We start from the raw sequence: 18970 nt of genomic DNA on the forward strand, positions 1-18970 counted from the left end.
CCCGTCTTGCGCTGTTCTTGCCGCTGCGAACTCCAATTCACTGACGGCATGAGCGAAGCATATAATATTTTTTAGAAAAAAGCGAACGTTCGCTCTTTTTATGAAACAGTGTTGTTTTCCTCACTCTGCGCCATGCCATACGGGGACAATACCGGGGCTGGCAGCGGTATCAAAAAGCGCTTGCGCATCAGCTCCAGCATCTGCTCGGCAGGCACGGGACGCGAGATGAAATAGCCCTGCACTTCATTGCATTGGAGCACGCGCAAGATGTCGAGCTGCTCGCGCGTTTCCACGCCTTCGGCCACCACGCTCATGCCCAGCGCATGGGCCATGGACAGGATGGCGCGCACGAAGACCTCGCCCTGCTCCGAGCGGCCCAGCTCCATAGTGAAGGCGCGGTCGATCTTCAGGCCGTCCATGGCGAACTTCTGCAGCTGCGACAGCGAAGAGTAGCCGGTGCCGAAATCGTCGACCAGCAGGCGCACGCCCAGCGCGCGGATGGCCGACAGCTGCTCCACGGCGCGGTTCTGCTCATCCATCATGGCCGATTCCGTGATCTCGACCTCGATCAGGCGCGCATCGATGCGGTGGCGCGCCAGCGCGGACGCCAGCACCTGGTGCACGTCGCCGCGCCCGAACTGGCGCGCCGAGACGTTGATCGACACGGGCACCAGTTCGAGGCCGCAGGCCTTCCAGTACGCCATCTGCTGGCACACCTTTTCGATGACGACTTCGCCCAGCTGCGAAATGAGGCCGCTGCTTTCGGCCACGGGGATGAATTCCAGCGGCGGCACCATGCCGTGCACGGGATGGCGCCAGCGCACCAGCGCCTCCATGCTGCACAGCTGGCCGCTGACGGCATCGACGCGCGGCTGGTAGACGACGAGGAACTGGTCCTGTTCCAGCGCCGCCACCAGGCTTTGCTCGAGTTCGCGGCGGTTGCGGATGGTTTCGAACAGCTCGGGCTGGAAAAAGCGGTGGTGGCCCTTGCCCGCCACCTTGACGGCATACATGGCGATATCGGCATTCTTCAGCAGCACGTCCGTCTCGGCGCCATCGCGCGGATACAGGCTGATGCCGACCGATGCGCCCATCTTGTGGCGTTCGCTGCCCAGGTAGAACGGCTCGTCGAAGGCGATGGCGATGCGCTGCGCCACCTGCTCGGCGCGGCTGTCATCCTCCACCGGGTCGAGCACGACGACGAATTCGTCGCCGCCCAGGCGCACCACGTGGTCGCCCGGCCGCAGCACGGCCTTCAGCCGCAGGGACGCGGCGCGCAGCACCTTGTCGCCCTCGGCGTGCCCCTGCGTGTCGTTGATGTCCTTGAAGCCGTCGAGGTCGATGAACAGCAGCGCCAGCATCTGCTGCGCGATGGCGGCGCGCGCCAGCGCCCCGGGCAGGAACTGCTGCAGCCAGTAGCGGTTGGGCAAGCCCGTCAAGCCATCTTCATTGGCCAGGCGCCGCAAGTCGCGCTCATGCTCCTTGGCGCTGCTGATATCCTGCAAGGTGACGGCCAGGCGGTCGCCGCTGCGCACCAGGCGGCGGCGTATCCAGCGCAGCTTGAACGGATTACCGTCCGGCAACTCAATCTCTTCCTCGGAAAAGCCGGACTGCATGGCGGCCCGGTAGTTATGGATGAGGTCGCGGAAATACGCTTCATGCGCGCGCGACTGCAGCCGCATGCCCAGCAACTGCTCGCGGCGCACGCCAAAATAGCCGGCGCCCGGCTCGTTGCAATCGACGATCTCGAAGTCGGCGATGGCGCCATCGTCGCCACGCAGGGCGGCAATGATATAAAAGCCGTCGCTGGTGCCTTCGGTGGCCATGCGGTAGGCGTTGCGCACCCCTTCGGACTGGTGGTGGCGCCAGGCCAGGCGCAGGGACAGCACCGTCGCAATCACGGTAAAGGCCAGCAGCAAGAGGCTGACGGCCGCCGCGATGCCCATGTAGATGGTGCGCGTCTCCTGGTAAGGATGCAGCATTTCCCCCTCCGCCAGCCCCACCAGCGCCGTGAAGGGATAGGCTTTCAGCGCCTGCCAGCCGACGAAGCGGTCGTGCTTGTCGGAAAAAGCCACCCTGCCGCCCGATTGCAGGGCGCCGCTGTCCGCCTCCAGGAAACTGGTATCGAGAAAGGGCGTGCCTTGCCTGGCATGGACGGGCAAGACCTTGGAACCGAGGCGCATGCTGAACAGCTCCCCCTCCTCGCCCACCATGGCGGACATGCCGAACTTGCCGAAATTGACACTGTCGTAGAATTCCGAAAAATAGCTGGAATGGATGGAAATGAGCAGTACGCCATCGAAATTGCCGTCTTCGTCTTCGAGGCGGCGCGTGAAATGCACGAGGCGCTCTTCCCCGGCCTTATCCACGGCATCGTTTTGCCTGCCCAGCGCGATGCGCAGCGCACTGGAATTGCTGCGCCAGTGGCGCAACAGGAAGTCGCTGCGCTCGTTCGCGCGCAGCCGCTGCAAGGGCGCCGTGGCCGTCACGGCCTGGCCCTTGCGGTCGAGGATGGCGACGATGGCAAATTGCGGCAAAGCATACATGCCCTGCGTCTTCAACTGGTCCAGGCGCAAGTGGTCGTGCGAGTTTTCCCATTCATACTTGAGCTGCAGGGTCAGCTGGTCCATCTGCTCCAGGGTGCGCAGCAGATACTGGCTATACGCCTTGGCCTGCGAAGCGACGCTGTCGAGCGCCTGCTGCTGCGCCACCTTCTTTTCCGCTTCCAGCTGCAGCAGGGTGGCCGTCCACAGCACGGCGCACAGGGCCAGGCCCAGCAGGGGCCAGGCCAGGATCAGGCGCAGGTTGGCCTTGAAGAAATCGGCCCTGCTCATTTCCACCATGGCGGCGTTATTATTGTTTACAAATTGTCGCAAGAACATGGTGCCAGTTTCTACCGTTTCTATATTATTTCTTTAGGGATACACAAATTACCACAGAGTCATGTATGCAGGTGACGCGACGGTGTAATTATGTGTGCGGCCCGCTGTCCGCCTGATGCTCCTGCGTTACAATCACCATCCTTACCGTTGGAGAAATACATGCAGCAATATCAAGATTTGATCAAGACCGTCCTCGAAACGGGCAGCTGGCAAGACAACCGCACGGGCATCCGCACCCTGAGCGTGCCGGGCGCCATGATGCGTTTCGACTTGGCCAACGGCAATTTCCCTGCCGTAACGACCAAGAAACTGGCTTTCAAATCCGTGATCGGCGAATTGTGCGCCTTCCTGCGCGCCTCGCGCAATGCGGCCGAATTCCGCGCGCTCGGCTGCAAGGTGTGGGACCAGAACGCCAATGAAAACGCGCAATGGCTGGCCAATCCCTACCGCGAAGGCGAGGATGACCTCGGTCCCGTGTATGGCGTGCAATGGCGTCAATGGCCCGCGTATAAACTGCTGGCCGCCGACCAGCCGGCACAGATCGCCGACGCGCAAGCGAACGGTTTTACCTTGATTGCCCCCATCGTCGAGGACGGCGTGCAAAAAGTCTTGCTGTACAAGGCCGTCGACCAGCTGCGCGAGTGCCTCGACACCATCATGACGAACCCGGGCAGCCGCCGCATCCTGTTCCACGGCTGGAATCCGGCCGTGCTGGACGCCGTCGCCCTGCCCGCCTGCCATTTGCTGTACCAGTTCATCCCGAATGCCAGCACGCGTGAAATCTCGCTGTGTCTATATGTGCGCAGCAACGATATCGGCCTGGGCACGCCGTTCAACATCGCCGAAGGCGCGGCCCTGCTGCACCTGGTGGCGCGCCTGACGGGCTACACGCCGCGCTGGTTCACGTATTTCATCGGCGACGCCCACATCTATGAAAACCACCTCGACATGGTGGAAGAACAACTGAAGCGCACGCCGTTCCCCGCGCCGAAGTTCATCATTTCAGACCGCGTGCCCGACTACGCGAAGACGGGCAAGTACGAGCCGGAATGGCTGGAAAAGATCGAACCGTCGGATTTCTCGCTGGAAGGCTATGAACACCACGCGCCCATCAAGGCCGCGATGGCCGTCTGATGGCGGCACCGCCGCTGGCCGCCCTGCACCGCAAGCTGTTTGACGAAACGGACGGGGTCAAGTTTTCCAAACTGAAAGACCGGCTGCTGAAAAAACACGCCGGCGAGGACCGGCTGGCCGTGCTCGATATCCTGACGGCGTATGCGCGCGACGGGCAACTGCTGCACTGGCGCGCCTTCCTGATGAGCGATATCGTGCACCTGGTGGAAGGCAGCCAGCATGCGGCCTTTTTCGCCTGGGCACTGGAGCAGCCCGAGCTGGCCTACCGGGCCGTCGATGGCTTGCTGAAAAGCATAGGCGTGGAGGCGTATGCGCCGCTGGTGGCGCTGGCAGCGTCCGGCGCCACGCGCCTGGAAGTGCGGGCCAGGGCGATCAAGAGCCTGGCCGTGTTCAGCCGCCAGCCGTTCGATGCGGGCTTGCCGTCCGATCCCGGCCACTGGAAGGCGGAACAGCTGCGGCTCGACGCCGTGCTGGCCTGGCAAGCGGATGGCTACCCTGACGGCGCAGGCTACAAGGCGCCCGCCAGGCATGAGGCGCTGACCCGGCCGCTGTCGCGCCTGGAAATGGCCGCCGCCTTCCTGGAGCGCAACCTGGCGCAGCGGCGCCAGCGCGCACAGGACCTGGCACAACCGTCGAACTGGCTGACGCTCGCCAGCGCCGCGGACATGGCCGGGATCGACGCGCACTGGGTCTTGCCGGAGATCTACCGCCGCTTCCTGGAATGGTATTCGCCGCTGCGCGTGCATGTCGACGGCAAGCGCTTCCCCCAGGGCCTGCACCTGTACGGTGCGGCCGAGCTGGTGAAGGCCCAGCACGGCTACGCCGTCGATGCCGTGAGCCTGCGCACTATCGCGGCCTGGCCGCCGAAGCTGGTGGTGATAGCCGATGCGGGCGGCGACCCGTACTGCGTGCACCTGGAAGAAAGAAGCATCGACGGCGACTTGCCCGTGTACCGCGCCGAACATGGCACGGGCGGATGGCGCTTCGAGCTGCACACGGACGATTTCATCGACTTCCTGCACCAGATCGCGCTGGCGGCCTAGCCTGCCTCACCACCCGGCCCGCCCGGGCCGGGACCGCCAGGGCCGCCCGGCCCCCGTCCGCCCGGCGGACCGAAACGCGGTTCCCGCTCACCCTCTTTCGCCGCCGACGTGGCGCCGCCGAGGCGGTACGACAGCCCCACGTAAATCATCCGCCCATCGAAGCGCCGCGTGCTCGTCTCGCGCAGGGAGGCGCTGTTGATGACGGTTTCCATCTTGTTGCTGCTGAACACATCGGTCACATTCATGACCAGGCTCAATTGCGGCGTCACCGTGTGGCGCAAACTGAGGTTCAAGGTATTGTTCGGCGAGCGGTAGCCTTGCCCCGACAACATCTTGCCCTGCATTTGCAGGGCCAGTTGCAGCTGGTTGGCCGGATCGATCTGGTAATTGAGGCGCGCGCGGCCGCTCAGGGCATTCGCCGTGCGCGTGCTGCGGTTGCCCAGGTCGTCGGAACTCGTTTGCTGGCTGCGCGCCAGGTTGCCGCTCGTGTTCAGGGTCAGCGATGGCGTGAGCTTGCCGCTGACGCTGAACTCCAGGCCGCTCGAATGGCTGCCTGCGCCGTTTTCGCGCGTCGTCAGCAGCACGTTGTCGCTGATAAAGTAGCGGTAATCGACGATGGCGTCCGTGTCGCGCCGGTGGTAGGCGCGCAAGCTGCTTTCCAGGCCGGCGATCTTCGTTTCATAGCCGATTTCGAACGAGTCCGTCTGCGTCGGTTTCAGCTTCGGGTTGCCGGCCGACACATTGAATTCGTCGCGGTAGACCACGTAGGGGTTCAGGTCGCCCGCGCTGGGGCGGCGCAGGCGGTGCGCATAGCTGAAGCGCAAGTTGCTCTCGTCGCTGACCTTATAGGTGGCGAACAGGCTGGGAATGTAGTTGACGTAGTTGTTGCCGGCCTCGACGCCGCTGGTGATCTGGCGCACGGTCAAGTCCGTGTATTCGGCGCGCAAGCCGGCCAGCGCGCCCCAGCGCTCGCTCAGGCGCATCTGGTAGGAGCCGTACAGCGCGACGGTGCGCTCGTCGAGCTCGAAACGGTTGCTGCGCATGGGATTGACGGTGGCAAGCAGGCTGGCCGGGTTAATGTCCGTATATACCGTGTCGAAACTGCTCTGGTTGTCGGCCACCTTGTAGCCGAGCTTGGCCGTGCCGCCCGCCAGCGGACGCTCGTAGTCGCCGCTGAAGTCGACGATGCGGTTGCCCGTCTCGCTGTGCTGGCGCGCGCGGCTGTCGAAGGCGTTCACGGGCGCAACCGCATAGGTATTCGCGTAATCGCTGTCGCTCTCGTTGGTCGAGGAAGACACGCGCAGGTCGATCTTCAGGGTTTCGCCCGGCAATTCTCCCTTGTGGTCGTAGCGCGCGCCCCAGCTGTAGTTACGGCTGTCGCCGTTGCGCACGGTGCTGCGCACATAGTCGGCTATGGTGCTGCCCGTGCTGTCGCCATTGATATACCGGTCCAGCGAGCGCTGGTCGTTGCTGCGGCCGTTGTACGACATGCTGGCGGCCAGCGTGTCATTCGTGTTCAGGTTGTAATTCACGGTGCCGTGCAAGCCCAGCGCATCGTTCAAGCCATTGCTGGTGGACTGCTGGCTGCTGGGAGCGAACGCGCCGGTGCCACGCTCCAGGCGCTCGCGGCTGACCTCGCCCACGGAATTACGCCCGTCATGGCGCACATTGATGCCGCCCTGGTAGCCCCACGGCCCTTCATTGTAGCTGCCGGAGACGGAACTGTTGTAGCGCCCGGCGATGCCCGCATTCGCGTTGACGGTGGCAAAGCCGCCTGGCTTGCGGTTGCGCCGCATCACCAGGTTCAGGATAGGCCCGCCACCGGCCTCGTTGCCGAACTGGGCGCCGGGGTTGTTGATCACTTCCACGGACTCGATATCGTCGGCCGCCATGGCGTTCAGGGTGGCGCCGCGCGCATCGCCCTGCAGCATGGCCGACGGCTTGCCATCGATCAAGATCTGCACATTGCTGCTGCCGCGCAGGGACACGGCCCCGTCGGGATCGACGGCCACCGACGGCACATTGTTCAAGGCATCGGCCGCCGTGCCGTTGCTGCTGCCCACGTCGGACTTGACGTCGTAGACTTGGCGGTCGATGCGGCCCGTGGGACGTTCGGCCGTCACGCTGACGGAAGGTGGAGACTCGGCAGCCGGCGCCTTGGCCGGTGCTGGTGCTGGTGCGGGCTTGACGACGGTATCGCCGTTGACGGTTTGCGCCTGGACGGCGGCGCCGGAAACGAGCAGGCCGCCGCCCGCCAGGCAATGGAAAAGAAGTTTATGCATTTGGCTAAAAAGTAATCGAGACGCTACGGATGAAGCACTACGCCGCAGCGTGAGAGCACATTGAAAGCATGCCATGACCCCGATACGCAAAGCAAATGCGAACCATTGTTATTTACTTCAATTTACAAATCTCTTACGCTTGTGGCATTCCAGCATCATCCGATCCCCCTTGCGCTACCTTGACGCTATCTGAGCAAGCCATTGCCCCGTGCCAGCTTCAGCCAGCCCGGATATTCCGTCATCAATAAATCATACAGTTCTGCATCGCTGTGCTCGTCGGGCGAGCTGACGGAAAAGTAATTGGCATTGTCGACCAGGCGCCCCTGCAATTCGTCGAGCTTTTCCAGAAACGGGAAGTCGGAATCGGCAAAGGCGGCAAGAAATTTGCTTTTCGACTTGCGCCCCTTGCCGATGCCCATGAATTGCCAGAAGATCGGTTCATGGCTGGCCCAGCGCAATTGCTTCTCCGTCGTCGCCTGGTCGCTGGTGCCGCCATCGGTGACGAACATCACGTACACGGGCAATTCCGCCGCGACGGGCCGCGTGCGCTCGCCGCCACCCGCATCGGGGAAATAGAAGGCGCGGATGGCCTGCATGGCGGCGCCGTAGCGCGTGTCGCCCTCGAGCGGATGGCGCTGTATGGCCTGGCCCACGTAGGTATTGCAGTTGCTCAAGGCCATCGGCGCCGGATGGTGGACGTTCTTGCCGAACAGAAAAACGTCGATTTCGCCATCGTCGTCGAACTTGCAGCCCAGGGCCAGGATGCGCTCGGCAAAGCGCTGCACCAGGCCCTCTTTATATAGCCGCCCCATGGAGCCGGAAATGTCGAGACATAAACACACCTTGGCCCGGTGCTCGGACAAGCCCACTTTTTGCAAGGATACGCCCGCCTGCTTGACCAGGCTGACCAGTTGCGGCGCCTCGCGTTCGACCCGCTTTTCCAGATTGATCTTCGCCTGCATGACGGCCGAAGCCGCCGCAGGCGCGGCAGGGGCGGCCTGGTCGACTTCGCCGCCGAAGTGGCGCACCAGCGCATCGAGTCCCCCATTGAAGCCTTGCCCCACGGCCATGCAGCGCCAGCCGCCATCCTTGCGGTAAATTTCTGCCAGCATCACGGCTTTTTCCTGTGCGAAATCACTGCCTGCGAACGCAAAGCGGGCCAGCTCGCGCCCACCCGCCTGCAGGCGCACGTGGCCAGCTTGCAGCTGCGACATCACGCCGCCGCCATCGATGGACGCCGTCACGACGAGGCGGTCCATGTTCGCCGGCAGGCGCGCCAGCTGCAAGGCAAATTCAGCCGTGTCGCCGCCGCTGCCGGCGCGCGCTTCCACGCCGCCGCACGGCGTGCGCGGCTGGTTGAAAAAGGTCATGTAGCGCTCGTCGGACAACTTGCCCGCCGCATCGAGGCCGAAGCAGGCCACGTCCAGCGCCAGGCCCTGCGCGGCGACGCCGATCTGCAGCACGCCGTCGGGAACGAGATTGGCCAGCGGCAAGCGCTGTCCCTTGGACAAGGTTTCCATCAGTGCCTCCTAGGCGATATAGCGGCGTGGGTTGTCGGCATTGCAATCTTCTTCGTCTTCCTTGTCCTCGCCCTTGAAGACGACGGGACCGTTGAAGGCCAGCTGCAGGTTCTCGCCCTGCCAGCTCAGCCACGGCGTCGCTTCGCTGCCCGGCTCCGACGTCTTGCCCGATGGCTCGAGGATGATGCTGTCGGGCGTGATGCGCGCCATGCCGATCACATAGGTGTAGACCGTATCGTCCCCGGCCGCCTTGGACAGGCGGAAATCGAAGTCGCACTCGACGATCTGCTGGCCATACTGCATGACCATCTTCGGCCGCATGGACGCGACCGAGACGGCGCCATTGGCCACCGCCGAATACACGCTGAAGACGAGGCCCACGGTGCCGCCGTAATGTTGCGCCAGCGCAGGATTGACTTCCACCGTTTCCGTGGCCGGCTCCTTGCCGGATGCCCCGGCCACGTCGCCCAGGTGGCGCACGAAAGGCATGCTGTCGAAGTTGCCGGCCGCGTCCGGTGCCTGGATGAAGCGCATCTGGCCGTTCGGCAAGAGGATGCCCACACGCAGGTCGAGATCGTCGTTATCGTCGTCGCCATCGCCGTTATCGACCCAGGTGGCCTTGACGGTGAGTTTGCTCGGCGCGCCCGCGCCCTTTTCCAGCGACACCTTGTGCGTCTGGCCCGCCTTGGTCAGCGAGATTTTCGACAGGGAAATCTTGGGTGCCGGCGCCGGTTCCGCCGCCTGCGCCACTTCGCCGCCGAAATGGGCGACCAGCGCATCGAGGCCGCCGTTAAAACCCTGGCCCACGGCCATGAAGCGCCAGCCGCCATCCTTGCGGTAGAACTCGCCCAGCATGACGGCTTTTTCTTGCGCAAAATCCGCTCCCGCATACGCAAAGCGGGCCAGTTCGCGTCCGCCGTCGAGCAGGCGCAGGTAGCCGCTGTCCAGTTGCGCCATGGTGGCCGCGCCATCGATGGCGGCCGTGACGACCAGGCGTTCGATGGACGCGGACAAGCGCTCCAGCTGATAGCGGAAACCGGCCGCATCGCCGGACGGCGCTGCCGTTTCCACGCCGCCGCACGGCGTGCGCGGCTGGTTAAAGAAAGTCATGTAGCGGTCGTCGGACAATTTACCGGCGGCATCGAGGCCGAAACAGGCAAAGTCCAGCGCCACGCCGGCGCTGGCGAGGCCCAGTTGCACGACATTGCCCGTGACGAGGCCGGACAGCGCCAGGCGCTGCCCCTTGATCAGGTTTTCCATGGAGTCAGGTAATAAGAAGGGGGATACAAAGGAGAAGCAAAACCGGGCAGCGAGGCCACCCGGTACATTTATGCGAACAATTGCTTTTTATGCATTAATACCAAAGGAACGTGCCAGTGGCCCCAGGCCGCCTTTGAAACCCTGGCCGATGGCCTTGAATTTCCATTCGCTGCCGGCGCGGTAGATTTCGCCGAAGATCATGGCCGCTTCCGTCGAGCCGTCTTCCGACAGGTCGTAGCGGGCGATTTCCGCGCCGTTGTCGCCGTTCAGGCAGCGGATGTAGGCCTTGCCCACCATGCCGAAGTTCTGCTTGCGGTTTTCCGCGTCGTGGATGGTGACGGCCACGGCGATCTTGTCGATGTCGGCCGGGACGTTGGCCAGGTCGACGGCGATTTTCTCGTCGTCGCCATCGCCGCCGCCCGTCGTGTTGTCGCCCGCATGGACGATGGAGCCGTCAGCCGACTTCAGATTGTTGTAAAAAATGAAATCAGCGTCGGAACGGGCCTTGCCGTCCGTTTTCAGCAGGAAGGCGCTGCCGTCCAGGTCGAAAGCGGCGCCATCGGTGGCGCGCGGGTCCCAGCCCAGGCCAATCACGATTTTCTTCAAGCCGGGAGCTTCCTTGCTCAGGTTGACATTACCGCCTTTTTGCAAACTGATCGCCATGGTGTTTCCTCTTTAATGTGTGGGTTGCATTCGGTGTTTCAGGTGACGTCGCCGGTACCCCGGCTTGACGAGCCATGAGCCTACCATAAAGTGCCGGCTTGTCAGCCGCGCACTATTGAAAATAATGCCATGCGGAAAAGACTACGCCGCTGCCCGCATGCGCAAAATGACGGATAATGCCGCTCGACAAAAATTTTCACTATCCTCCAGGTTTGTCCTTGAACAAGATACGACTCGACTGTATTCCCGGCACCCTGTGCGATGAACGCCTGTGGTCGCGCCTGGCGCCGGCCCTGGGCGACGCCTTTGATCTACGGCACGTGCCCCTGCACCAGGTGCGCACGCGCGCGCAGATGCAGGCGCTGATCGCCAGCCACAGCGCGCCCAAGGCCCACCTGGTGGGCTTTTCGCTGGGCGCCTACCTGGCGCTCGAACACGCGCTGGCGCAGCCGCAGCGCGTGCAGTCCTTGACGTTGATCGCCAATTCCGCCCAAGGTTTGCTGCCGGCGGAAGTCGAAGCGCGCCAGCGCATCGTCACCATGCTCGAGCGCAACACCTATGCGGGCATCACGCGCCAGCGCCTGCGCGAACTGCTGCACCCCTCGCACCTGCAGGACGCGGCCATCACGGACCTGATCCGGCAAATGGGGCTGGACCTGGGCAAGGACGTGCTGCTGGCGCAATTTCTCACCACCATAGACCGCCCCGACCTGATGGAGCGCCTGCCGGAACTCGATTTCCCCGTGCTGATCGTGGGCGCCGAAGACGACAAGCTCGTCAACCCCAACGAGCTGCGCGCCATGGCCGCGCGCCTGCCGCAAGCCACCCTGGCTTTACTCAAAGACAACACCGGCCACATGATTCCGCTGGAAGCACCTAGCAAGCTGGCACACGCCATGCGTGCGCATCTGGAGGCTGCCGGCAATTTCAACGATAATGACGGGCATCGGGCCATGCCCCCACCTTTTTCACAGAACCCATGAGCCATTTGACCATCATCGTCGCCACCGACCAGCAAGGCGGCATCGGCATCAACAATACCTTGCCGTGGAAACTGCCGGAAGACCTGGCGCACTTCAAGCGTTTGACGACGGGCCACCCCATCCTCATGGGCCGCAAGACCTTCGATTCCATCGGCCGGCCGCTGCCGAACCGCCGCAATATCGTCATCACGCGCAATGCCGACTGGCGCCATGAGGGCGTGGAAGCGGTGTCGTCGGTGGCAGCAGCCATCGCCCTGCTCGATGGCGCCGAAGGCTATGTCATCGGCGGCGCCGAGATTTACCGGCAGTCACTGGCCCTGGCCCAGCGCTTGATCATCACGGAAATCGGCCAGACCTTTGATTGCGACGCGTTTTTCCCTGCCGTGGACCATGCCGTGTGGCAAGAAACCGCGCGCGAGGAGCATGTTTCGGAGAAATCCGGCCTGCCATACGCCTTCGTCACGCTGGAACGCAAAGCCTGATAAGGTTGATAGTTATTGCCAGAATGTTGCTGTAATACCCCTGTCACACCCATGCGTCACGCTAGCGTACGCTTGTGACGCTTTGGTGCGATATTTTTTTCCCGCAGACGCCGCATTTCTGCGAGAATCCCGTTCTTATTTTTTTTCTGCGGCTGCCGGGTTGTACGACCGCCTGACCGTCGCGCCCTAGTCCGCCCCTTCACATCTGTCAGGGGCGGCTTGCTTTTTTGGAGACATGCATGAAATTTCGTTTCCCCATCGTCATCATTGACGAGGATTTCCGTTCTGAAAATACGTCCGGCCTGGGCATTCGCGCCCTTGCCGCCGCAATGGAAAAAGAAGGCATGGAAGTGCTGGGCGTGACCAGCTACGGCGATTTGTCGCAATTTGCCCAACAACAATCGCGCGCATCGGCCTTCGTGCTGTCGATCGACGATGAAGAATTCGGCGGCGGTTCCATCGAGGAAACCGATCATGCCTTGAAATCGCTGCGCGCCTTCGTCGAGGAAATCCGCTACAAGAACGCCGACATCCCGATTTATCTGTATGGCGAAACGCGCACCTCGCGCCACATCCCCAACGATATCCTGCGCGAACTGCATGGTTTCATCCACATGTTCGAAGATACACCGGAATTCGTCGCGCGCCACATCATCCGCGAAGCCAAATCCTACCTGGATGGCCTGTCGCCGCCGTTCTTCCGCGCGCTGGTGCACTACGCCAACGACGGCTCCTATTCGTGGCACTGCCCCGGCCACTCGGGCGGCGTGGCCTTCCTGAAGTCGCCGATCGGCCAGATGTTCCACCAGTTCTTCGGTGAAAACATGCTGCGCGCCGACGTCTGCAACGCCGTCGAAGAACTGGGCCAGCTGCTCGACCATACGGGCCCGGTCGCCGCGTCCGAGCGCAATGCGGCGCGCATATTCAATGCCGACCATTGCTATTTCGTCACCAACGGTACCTCGACCTCGAACAAGATGGTGTGGCACTCGACCGTGGCGCCGGGCGACATCGTCGTCGTCGACCGCAACTGCCACAAGTCGATCTTGCATTCGATCATCATGTGCGGCGCGATTCCCGTGTTCCTGATGCCGACGCGCAATCACCTGGGCATCATCGGTCCGATTCCCCTGCATGAATTCACGCCGGAAAGCATTGCCCGCAAGATCGAGGCGAACCCGTTCGCGCGCGAAGCGAAGAACAAGAAGCCGCGCATTCTCACCATCACGCAATCGACCTACGATGGCGTGATCTACAACGTGGAAACCCTGCGCGAAATGCTCGACGGCAAGATCGACACCCTGCACTTCGATGAAGCATGGCTGCCGCACGCCACCTTCCACGATTTCTACAAGAATATGCACGCCATCGGCAAGGACCGTCCGCGCGCCAAGGAATCGATGATCTTCTCGACCCAGTCCACGCACAAATTGCTGGCCGGCCTGTCGCAGGCCTCGCAAATCCTCGTGCGCGAATCGGACACGGTCAAGCTGGACCAGGACGCCTTCAACGAGGCTTACCTGATGCACACCTCGACCTCGCCGCAGTATTCCATCATCGCCTCGTGCGACGTGGCCGCGGCCATGATGGAAGCGCCGGGCGGCACGGCCCTGGTGGAAGAATCGATCATGGAAGCGCTCGATTTCCGCCGCGCCATGAAGAAGATCGACCAGGAATGGGGCCAGGACTGGTGGTTCCAGGTGTGGGGCCCGTCCAGCTTCAACGACGAAGGCATGGGCCAGCAGGAAGACTGGATGATACGCGCCGAGGATGACTGGCACGGCTTCGGCGACCTGGCTCCCGGCTTCAACATGCTCGACCCGATCAAGGCGACCATCGTCAACCCGGGCCTGTCGCTGGACGGCCAGTTCGGCGAGACGGGCATTCCCGCGTCCATCGTCACCAAATACCTGGCCGAGCACGGCGTCATCATTGAAAAATGCGGCCTGTACTCGTTCTTCATCATGTTTACCATTGGCATCACCAAGGGCCGCTGGAATACCTTGCTGACGGCCTTGCAGCAGTTCAAGGACGATTACGACAAGAACCAGCCGATGTGGCGCATCCTGCCGGAATTCGCGGCGGCCAACCCGCGCTACGAAAAAATGGGCTTGCGCGACCTGTGCCAGCAAATCCACGATTTCTACAAGGCCTACGATGTGGCCCGTCTGACGACGGAAATGTATTTGTCGGACATGATCCCCGCCATGAAGCCGTCGGACGCCTTCGCCAAGATGGCGCACCGCGAAATCGAGCGCGTGGCCATCGACGAGCTGGAAGGCCGCATCACGTCCATCCTGCTGACGCCGTATCCGCCGGGCATCCCGCTCCTGATCCCGGGCGAGCGCTTCAACAAGACCATCGTCGACTACCTGCGCTTCGCGCGCGACTTCAACGAGCGCTTCCCGGGCTTCGAGACGGATGTGCATGGTCTCGTGAAACGCGAAGTCGATGGCAAGCGCGGCTATTTTGTTGACTGCGTCCGTCAGTAACGGTTCATCCAATCTACTGCGCGTCGCGACTTGCGGCCGGCGATGCTCACCGTACCAGAGTACGGTTGCGCTTCTCGGCCACAATTCGCTTCCGCTCGCTACGATTGAATGAACCGTCGTGACGTTCCTTGAACTTCATTAATAGCGCCGCCTGATGTGAGTCAGGCGGCGTTTTGCGTTGCAGGCTACCGCGCACGCTTGTGCCAGATCAAACGGCTGGGGTATCTGCCTTCTAAGATGGCGACTCGTGCCCTCGTGATGGCTGGCATATGACGCTCAAGGTGTGGCTGGAAATCGTGCAGCAGGCGGCGGCTGGCAGTGGCGCCTTGCTGATGGCAGCCTTGAAGCAGGCTCAGGTAACTGTAGCCCGGCGGCACGATGGCGAGGAAGCAAGCGCGGGCATCGTGCTGTTTGCCGAGGCCGATGCCGCGCTGCTGCAAGCGCTGCCTGCCCTGTGCCGTCACGCCCACGTGCTGGCCATTGCCGCCTGCGGCCGCCCCCCGGACTGCGCGCAGCAGCGCGCCCTGATGGCGGCGGGCGCGCTCGATGTGCTGCCGTGGCCGGCTGGCACCACCGATGCCGGCCCCGTACTGGCGCGCCTGCGGCGCTGGCAGGCCGTGGCGCAATTGCTGGAATCGGAAGCCGTACATGGCAGCCTCGTCGGCAATAGCCAGCGCTGGCGCTGCCTGTTGCACCAGGTGGTGGAAATGGCGGCCTTCAGCCAAGCTTCCGTGCTGATCACGGGCGAAACGGGCACCGGCAAGGACTTGCTGGCCCAGCTGATACACCGCCTGAGCGCCTGCCGCGGGGAATTGACCGTGCTCGACTGCACCACCCTGTCGCCGGAACTGGCGGGCAGCGAACTGTTCGGCCATGAACGGGGCGCCTACACGGGCGCGGCGGGCGCGCGCGACGGCGCCTTCGCCCTCGCCGACGGCGGCGTGCTGTTCCTTGACGAGATAGGCGAATTGCCGCTGCCCCTGCAGGCGCAGCTGCTGCGCGCCATCCAGGAACGCAAGTACAAGCGCGTCGGCGGCAGCACCTGGCAACCGACGCAATTCCGCCTCGTGTGCGCCACCAACCGCGAGCTGGAAGACGAGGTGGCGCGCGGCGCCTTCCGTGCCGACCTGTATTACCGCATCGCGGGCTGGCGCTGCCAGACGCCGCCGCTGCGCGAACGGCAGGACGACATCTTGCCGCTGGCTCGGCATTTCTTCGCCGAACTGGCGCAGCAAGCACCGCCCCCGCTGGACCCCGCCGTGCGCGAATACCTGCTGCTGCGCGACTATCCGGGCAATGTGCGCGAACTGCGCCAGACGGTCGCCCGCATCTGGCACCGCCATTGCGGCCCCGGCCCCATCACCATAGGCGCGCTGCCGCCCGAGGAAAGGCTGCAGGCGCCGCACTGGCCCGACCAGCAGTTTGAGGCGGCCATCCGGCGCGCATTGACGCTGGGCCTGAACCTGTCGTGCATCACCCGCTGCGCCACCGACATGGCCATCCGCCTGGTGCTGGCCGAAGAGCACGGCAACAACCAGCGCGCCGCCGCCAGGCTGGGCGTGACCGACCGCGCGCTGCAGATACGCCGCAAGGCAGCGGCCTGCGCGGCGCGGCTGGCACGGGCGGACAACGATGTTGCGCGGCCATAATACCGGCGCCCGGCAAGCGGCTATAGTCGGGGCATGGCCCGCCCACTCCGCCCTCCGCCAGCGCGCCTGCCGCGCCTGTCCGCCCGCCTCGGCGCCAGCTTCGAGCTGGTCCGCGCCGGCGCGGCGCCCCAGCTGCGCGCCATGGAAGGCTTGCGCGGCCTGGCCGTGCTGCTGGTATTCCAGGTCCACTATGCCAGCCTCGCCGCGCCGTGGCGCGGTCACGGTAGCGCTACGGCCGCGCTGGCCACGGCCCTGCACGCGATGGGCAATGCGGGCGTCGACCTGTTTTTCGTCCTCAGCGGTTACCTGATCTATGGCTCGCTGATCAGCCGTGTGCAAGCGCCCCTGCCCTATCTGCGCCGGCGCCTGCGCCGCCTCTATCCCGTCTACGCCTGCGTCTTCAGCCTCTACCTGCTGCTATCCTGGGCCTGGCCGTCGGAAAGCCGCATTCCCGCGCCATGGCCGCAGGCATTGGTCTATCTTGCCAGCAATTTTCTCTTGCTCAGCGGTTTCAGCGCCGCACCGCCCTTCATCAGCGTGGCCTGGTCGCTCAGCTACGAACTGCTGTATTACCTGCTGATTCCTGCGCTGATTGCCTTGTTCCGCTTGCGCCGCCGCAGCCGCGCCTGGCGCTGCCTGTTCTTCGCCCTGCTCGCCGTCCTGGCGGGCGGCGCTTTCGCCCGCTATGGCGGCCCCGCGCGGCTGCTGCTGTTTGTCGCCGGCATACTCGTGCATGAAGCGCTGGCGGCGCCCGCCTGGCCCGCGGTGCCGCCCGCACTGGCCGCGTCCGCCGTCTGCGCGGCCCTCGCCTGCCTGCTGCTGCCGCTGGCGCTGCTGCTCAAGCTGGCGCTGCTGGCCCTGGCTTTCTTCCTGCTGTGCCACTGCTGCTTCCAGGCGCGCGGCAACTGGCTGGCGCGCCTGTTTTGCTGGACGCCCTTGCGCTGGCTGGGCAATATCAGCTATTCCTATTACCTGATCCACGGCCTGGCGCTGAAGGGCGCCTTCCTGGCGCTGGCCCTGGCCTGTCCGCCCCAGCCGCAGGGCCTGGCCTTCTTCTGCCTGCTGATGCCCGCCATGTTCGCCCTGACCCTGCTGCCCGCCGGCGCGCTGTTCCTGCTCGTCGAGCGGCCGTTTTCGCTGCTTCCCGCCCAGGCGGGCGCCGTCACGCCAGCCCTGCCAGGCGCCGGAAGTTCCCGCCCGTGATGAGTTCCGTATCGCTGGAAGGCAAGCCCAGCAAATGTATCTTGTGCAACTCCAGTCCCGGATGCAGCCAAGGGCCATCCGAGCCGAACAAGACCTTGTGCGGCCCCGCGCGGCGCACGGCCTGTTGCAGCAAATCGAAACGGCGCACGCCGGAACTGTCCGTGTAAATGTTGGCGTGACGAACAAGGTGGTCGATCAGCGCCAGCTGCGCCGCCCAGTCGTCGCCGAAGCTGCCCAGGTGGGGCAGGATGAAGTTGACGTCGGGATACTGCTGCGCCAGCAACTCGGCCACGGCCACCTCGCCGGCCGGGTCGTACAGCACGGGCAAGCCGAAAAAGCGCGCCGCGTCGCACACTTCGCCGCTGATGCGCGCATCGAAGCGGTGCGCCTTGATGCCGATGAAACCATAGCGTTCGACGGCCGTGCGCACCAGGTCCATGATGCGGCCGCGGTCGCGCCGCGCATGCACAAAGGCAAAGCCGTAGAAGCGTTGCGGATCGCCCGCCACGATGCGCGCCACGCCGTGGTTGGCGATCGCATAGTCGGAATGGAAGGCGGCAAACAGCACGCTGCGGGCGATGCCGGCCGCCTGCGCCCGGCGCAGATACGCGGCCAGGCCGGCATCGCTGTCCCATGGCCCGCTCAGGCCGTCGCCCGGCCCCGCATGGCAATGGCAATCGATGACCAGCGCCATGGCCGCCTCCCTGCGCTCAGTTCCAGTCGCCCATCACGACGATGCGGTTGCCGCGCCGGCGCCAGCGCCCGCTTTCCTCTTCCTGCTGCGGCGCGGCCGAACGGAAATGCGGCAATTGCTGGTGCAGGGCCCGCGTCAGCGCGCTTTCCACGGCGCGCGCGCTGCCATCGCCGTCGGCCGCCAGGCGCGCCGCCTGGCCCGCGATGCGCACGAAGCGGCGCGCCATTTCCAGCTCGCGGTCGGCCGGCGCCCCGGCCTCCATTTCCAGCTCCAGCGCGCTGCTGGCGGCCCGTCCCAGGGCCGTGCCCAGCGCCGTGCCCACGCCCGGTATCGGTATCATCGAGCCGAGGGCGCCGCCGACAAAGGGCAAGGCCGTCTTGGCCATGGCCTTCAAGGCGCCGCCCAGGGGCTTGGCCACCTTGGCGATGCCAGCCCCCACTTTCTTGACACCCTTCCACACGCTCTTGAAGACATTGCCGAGGAATTGGTCCAGCTCCGCCTCGCTGGACACGCCCAGCAATTCCATGGCCAGCTGCAATTCTTCCTCCTCGCCGAAGATGGCCGGCGCCGTACCCTTGCCGGGCCAGTCCCGGCCGAATTCCAGCACTTCAAACGTGACGCCGGCCCGCTGCCGGCATTGCGCGCATGCGCATTCGAGTTGGTGCATGATGCTCTCCTTCGCA

At 64.0% G+C, this 18970-nt stretch carries 14 protein-coding genes; 7 read left to right on the plus strand and 7 right to left on the minus strand.

The window, feature by feature from the left end:
* Positions 1–98: 98 nt before the first annotated feature.
* On the minus strand, positions 99–2882 hold the full coding sequence (locus tag AC3RCJ_RS17775; protein WP_492958326.1) for a bifunctional diguanylate cyclase/phosphodiesterase: 2784 nt from the start codon (positions 2880–2882) through the stop codon (positions 99–101).
* Positions 2883–3041: 159 nt separating this feature from the next.
* On the opposite strand from AC3RCJ_RS17775, the gene AC3RCJ_RS17780 reads away from it, so the two are divergent.
* Both AC3RCJ_RS17780 and AC3RCJ_RS17785 read left to right on the plus strand, forming a co-directional pair.
* The gene (locus AC3RCJ_RS17780) at positions 3042–4016 is read left to right on the plus strand and encodes a thymidylate synthase (RefSeq protein ID WP_492958324.1); all 975 of its coding nucleotides are present in this window, start codon (positions 3042–3044) and stop codon (positions 4014–4016) included.
* Positions 4016–5059 (plus strand): SMI1/KNR4 family protein, encoded by a 1044-nt coding sequence (locus tag AC3RCJ_RS17785; protein ID WP_492958322.1) that lies wholly within the window; start codon positions 4016–4018, stop codon positions 5057–5059. Before AC3RCJ_RS17780 ends, AC3RCJ_RS17785 begins: the two co-directional genes overlap by 1 nt.
* Here the strand turns inward: AC3RCJ_RS17785 and AC3RCJ_RS17790 are convergent.
* The 4 genes from AC3RCJ_RS17790 to AC3RCJ_RS17805 form a co-directional block, all read right to left on the minus strand.
* Positions 5056–7341, minus strand: coding sequence for a TonB-dependent receptor domain-containing protein (locus tag AC3RCJ_RS17790; RefSeq protein ID WP_492958320.1), 2286 nt, complete (start codon positions 7339–7341; stop codon positions 5056–5058). The two genes, AC3RCJ_RS17785 and AC3RCJ_RS17790, sit on opposite strands and share 4 nt — an antisense overlap.
* 185 nt (positions 7342–7526) lie before the next feature.
* Positions 7527–8861, minus strand: a complete 1335-nt coding sequence (locus AC3RCJ_RS17795) for a VWA domain-containing protein (protein ID WP_492958318.1) — start codon at positions 8859–8861, stop codon at positions 7527–7529.
* 9 nt (positions 8862–8870) lie between these two features.
* Positions 8871–10121, minus strand: a complete 1251-nt coding sequence (locus AC3RCJ_RS17800) for a TerD family protein (RefSeq protein ID WP_492958316.1) — start codon at positions 10119–10121, stop codon at positions 8871–8873.
* An 87-nt stretch (positions 10122–10208) separates the two neighbouring features.
* A complete protein-coding gene (locus tag AC3RCJ_RS17805) occupies positions 10209–10784 on the minus strand; it encodes a TerD family protein (RefSeq protein ID WP_076571516.1) in 576 nt (191 codons plus the stop codon).
* A gap of 218 nt (positions 10785–11002) precedes the next feature.
* On the opposite strand from AC3RCJ_RS17805, the gene AC3RCJ_RS17810 reads away from it, so the two are divergent.
* From AC3RCJ_RS17810 to AC3RCJ_RS17830, 5 genes are all read left to right on the plus strand, one after another.
* A complete protein-coding gene (locus AC3RCJ_RS17810; RefSeq protein WP_492958313.1) occupies positions 11003–11767 on the plus strand; it encodes an alpha/beta fold hydrolase in 765 nt (254 codons plus the stop codon).
* Positions 11764–12249, plus strand: coding sequence for a dihydrofolate reductase (locus AC3RCJ_RS17815; protein ID WP_492958311.1), 486 nt, complete (start codon positions 11764–11766; stop codon positions 12247–12249). Before AC3RCJ_RS17810 ends, AC3RCJ_RS17815 begins: the two co-directional genes overlap by 4 nt.
* Before the next feature lie 239 nt (positions 12250–12488).
* Positions 12489–14741 (plus strand): Orn/Lys/Arg family decarboxylase, encoded by a 2253-nt coding sequence (locus tag AC3RCJ_RS17820; RefSeq protein ID WP_492958309.1) that lies wholly within the window; start codon positions 12489–12491, stop codon positions 14739–14741.
* A 269-nt stretch (positions 14742–15010) separates the two neighbouring features.
* On the plus strand, positions 15011–16390 hold the full coding sequence (locus tag AC3RCJ_RS17825) for a sigma-54-dependent transcriptional regulator (protein WP_492958307.1): 1380 nt from the start codon (positions 15011–15013) through the stop codon (positions 16388–16390).
* Between the two features lie 33 nt (positions 16391–16423).
* Positions 16424–17593, plus strand: a complete 1170-nt coding sequence (locus AC3RCJ_RS17830) for an acyltransferase family protein (RefSeq protein WP_492958305.1) — start codon at positions 16424–16426, stop codon at positions 17591–17593.
* Here the strand turns inward: AC3RCJ_RS17830 and AC3RCJ_RS17835 are convergent.
* Both AC3RCJ_RS17835 and AC3RCJ_RS17840 read right to left on the minus strand, forming a co-directional pair.
* On the minus strand, positions 17553–18287 hold the full coding sequence (locus AC3RCJ_RS17835) for an amidohydrolase family protein (RefSeq protein WP_492958303.1): 735 nt from the start codon (positions 18285–18287) through the stop codon (positions 17553–17555). The two genes, AC3RCJ_RS17830 and AC3RCJ_RS17835, sit on opposite strands and share 41 nt — an antisense overlap.
* Before the next feature lie 16 nt (positions 18288–18303).
* The gene (locus AC3RCJ_RS17840) at positions 18304–18954 is read right to left on the minus strand and encodes a hypothetical protein (protein WP_492958301.1); all 651 of its coding nucleotides are present in this window, start codon (positions 18952–18954) and stop codon (positions 18304–18306) included.
* Positions 18955–18970 lie beyond the last annotated feature (16 nt).

Source organism: Janthinobacterium sp. GW822-FHT07H11 (assembly GCF_058798615.1).

Excerpts from the sequence above, each read along its gene's own strand:
- AC3RCJ_RS17775 (WP_492958326.1), bottom strand. The coding sequence starts at position 2,882 with ATGTTCTTGCGACAATTTGTAAACAATAATAACGCCGCCATGGTGGAA.
- AC3RCJ_RS17835 (WP_492958303.1), bottom strand. The coding sequence starts at position 18,287 with ATGGCGCTGGTCATCGATTGCCATTGCCATGCGGGGCCGGGCGACGGC.
- AC3RCJ_RS17840 (WP_492958301.1), bottom strand. The coding sequence starts at position 18,954 with ATGCACCAACTCGAATGCGCATGCGCGCAATGCCGGCAGCGGGCCGGC.
- AC3RCJ_RS17795 (WP_492958318.1), bottom strand. The coding sequence starts at position 8,861 with ATGGAAACCTTGTCCAAGGGACAGCGCTTGCCGCTGGCCAATCTCGTT.
- AC3RCJ_RS17820 (WP_492958309.1), top strand. The coding sequence starts at position 12,489 with ATGAAATTTCGTTTCCCCATCGTCATCATTGACGAGGATTTCCGTTCT.
- AC3RCJ_RS17815 (WP_492958311.1), top strand. The coding sequence starts at position 11,764 with ATGAGCCATTTGACCATCATCGTCGCCACCGACCAGCAAGGCGGCATC.
- AC3RCJ_RS17830 (WP_492958305.1), top strand. The coding sequence starts at position 16,424 with ATGGCCCGCCCACTCCGCCCTCCGCCAGCGCGCCTGCCGCGCCTGTCC.
- AC3RCJ_RS17805 (WP_076571516.1), bottom strand. The coding sequence starts at position 10,784 with ATGGCGATCAGTTTGCAAAAAGGCGGTAATGTCAACCTGAGCAAGGAA.
- AC3RCJ_RS17780 (WP_492958324.1), top strand. The coding sequence starts at position 3,042 with ATGCAGCAATATCAAGATTTGATCAAGACCGTCCTCGAAACGGGCAGC.
- AC3RCJ_RS17800 (WP_492958316.1), bottom strand. The coding sequence starts at position 10,121 with ATGGAAAACCTGATCAAGGGGCAGCGCCTGGCGCTGTCCGGCCTCGTC.
- AC3RCJ_RS17790 (WP_492958320.1), bottom strand. The coding sequence starts at position 7,341 with ATGCATAAACTTCTTTTCCATTGCCTGGCGGGCGGCGGCCTGCTCGTT.
- AC3RCJ_RS17785 (WP_492958322.1), top strand. The coding sequence starts at position 4,016 with ATGGCGGCACCGCCGCTGGCCGCCCTGCACCGCAAGCTGTTTGACGAA.
- AC3RCJ_RS17825 (WP_492958307.1), top strand. The coding sequence starts at position 15,011 with ATGACGCTCAAGGTGTGGCTGGAAATCGTGCAGCAGGCGGCGGCTGGC.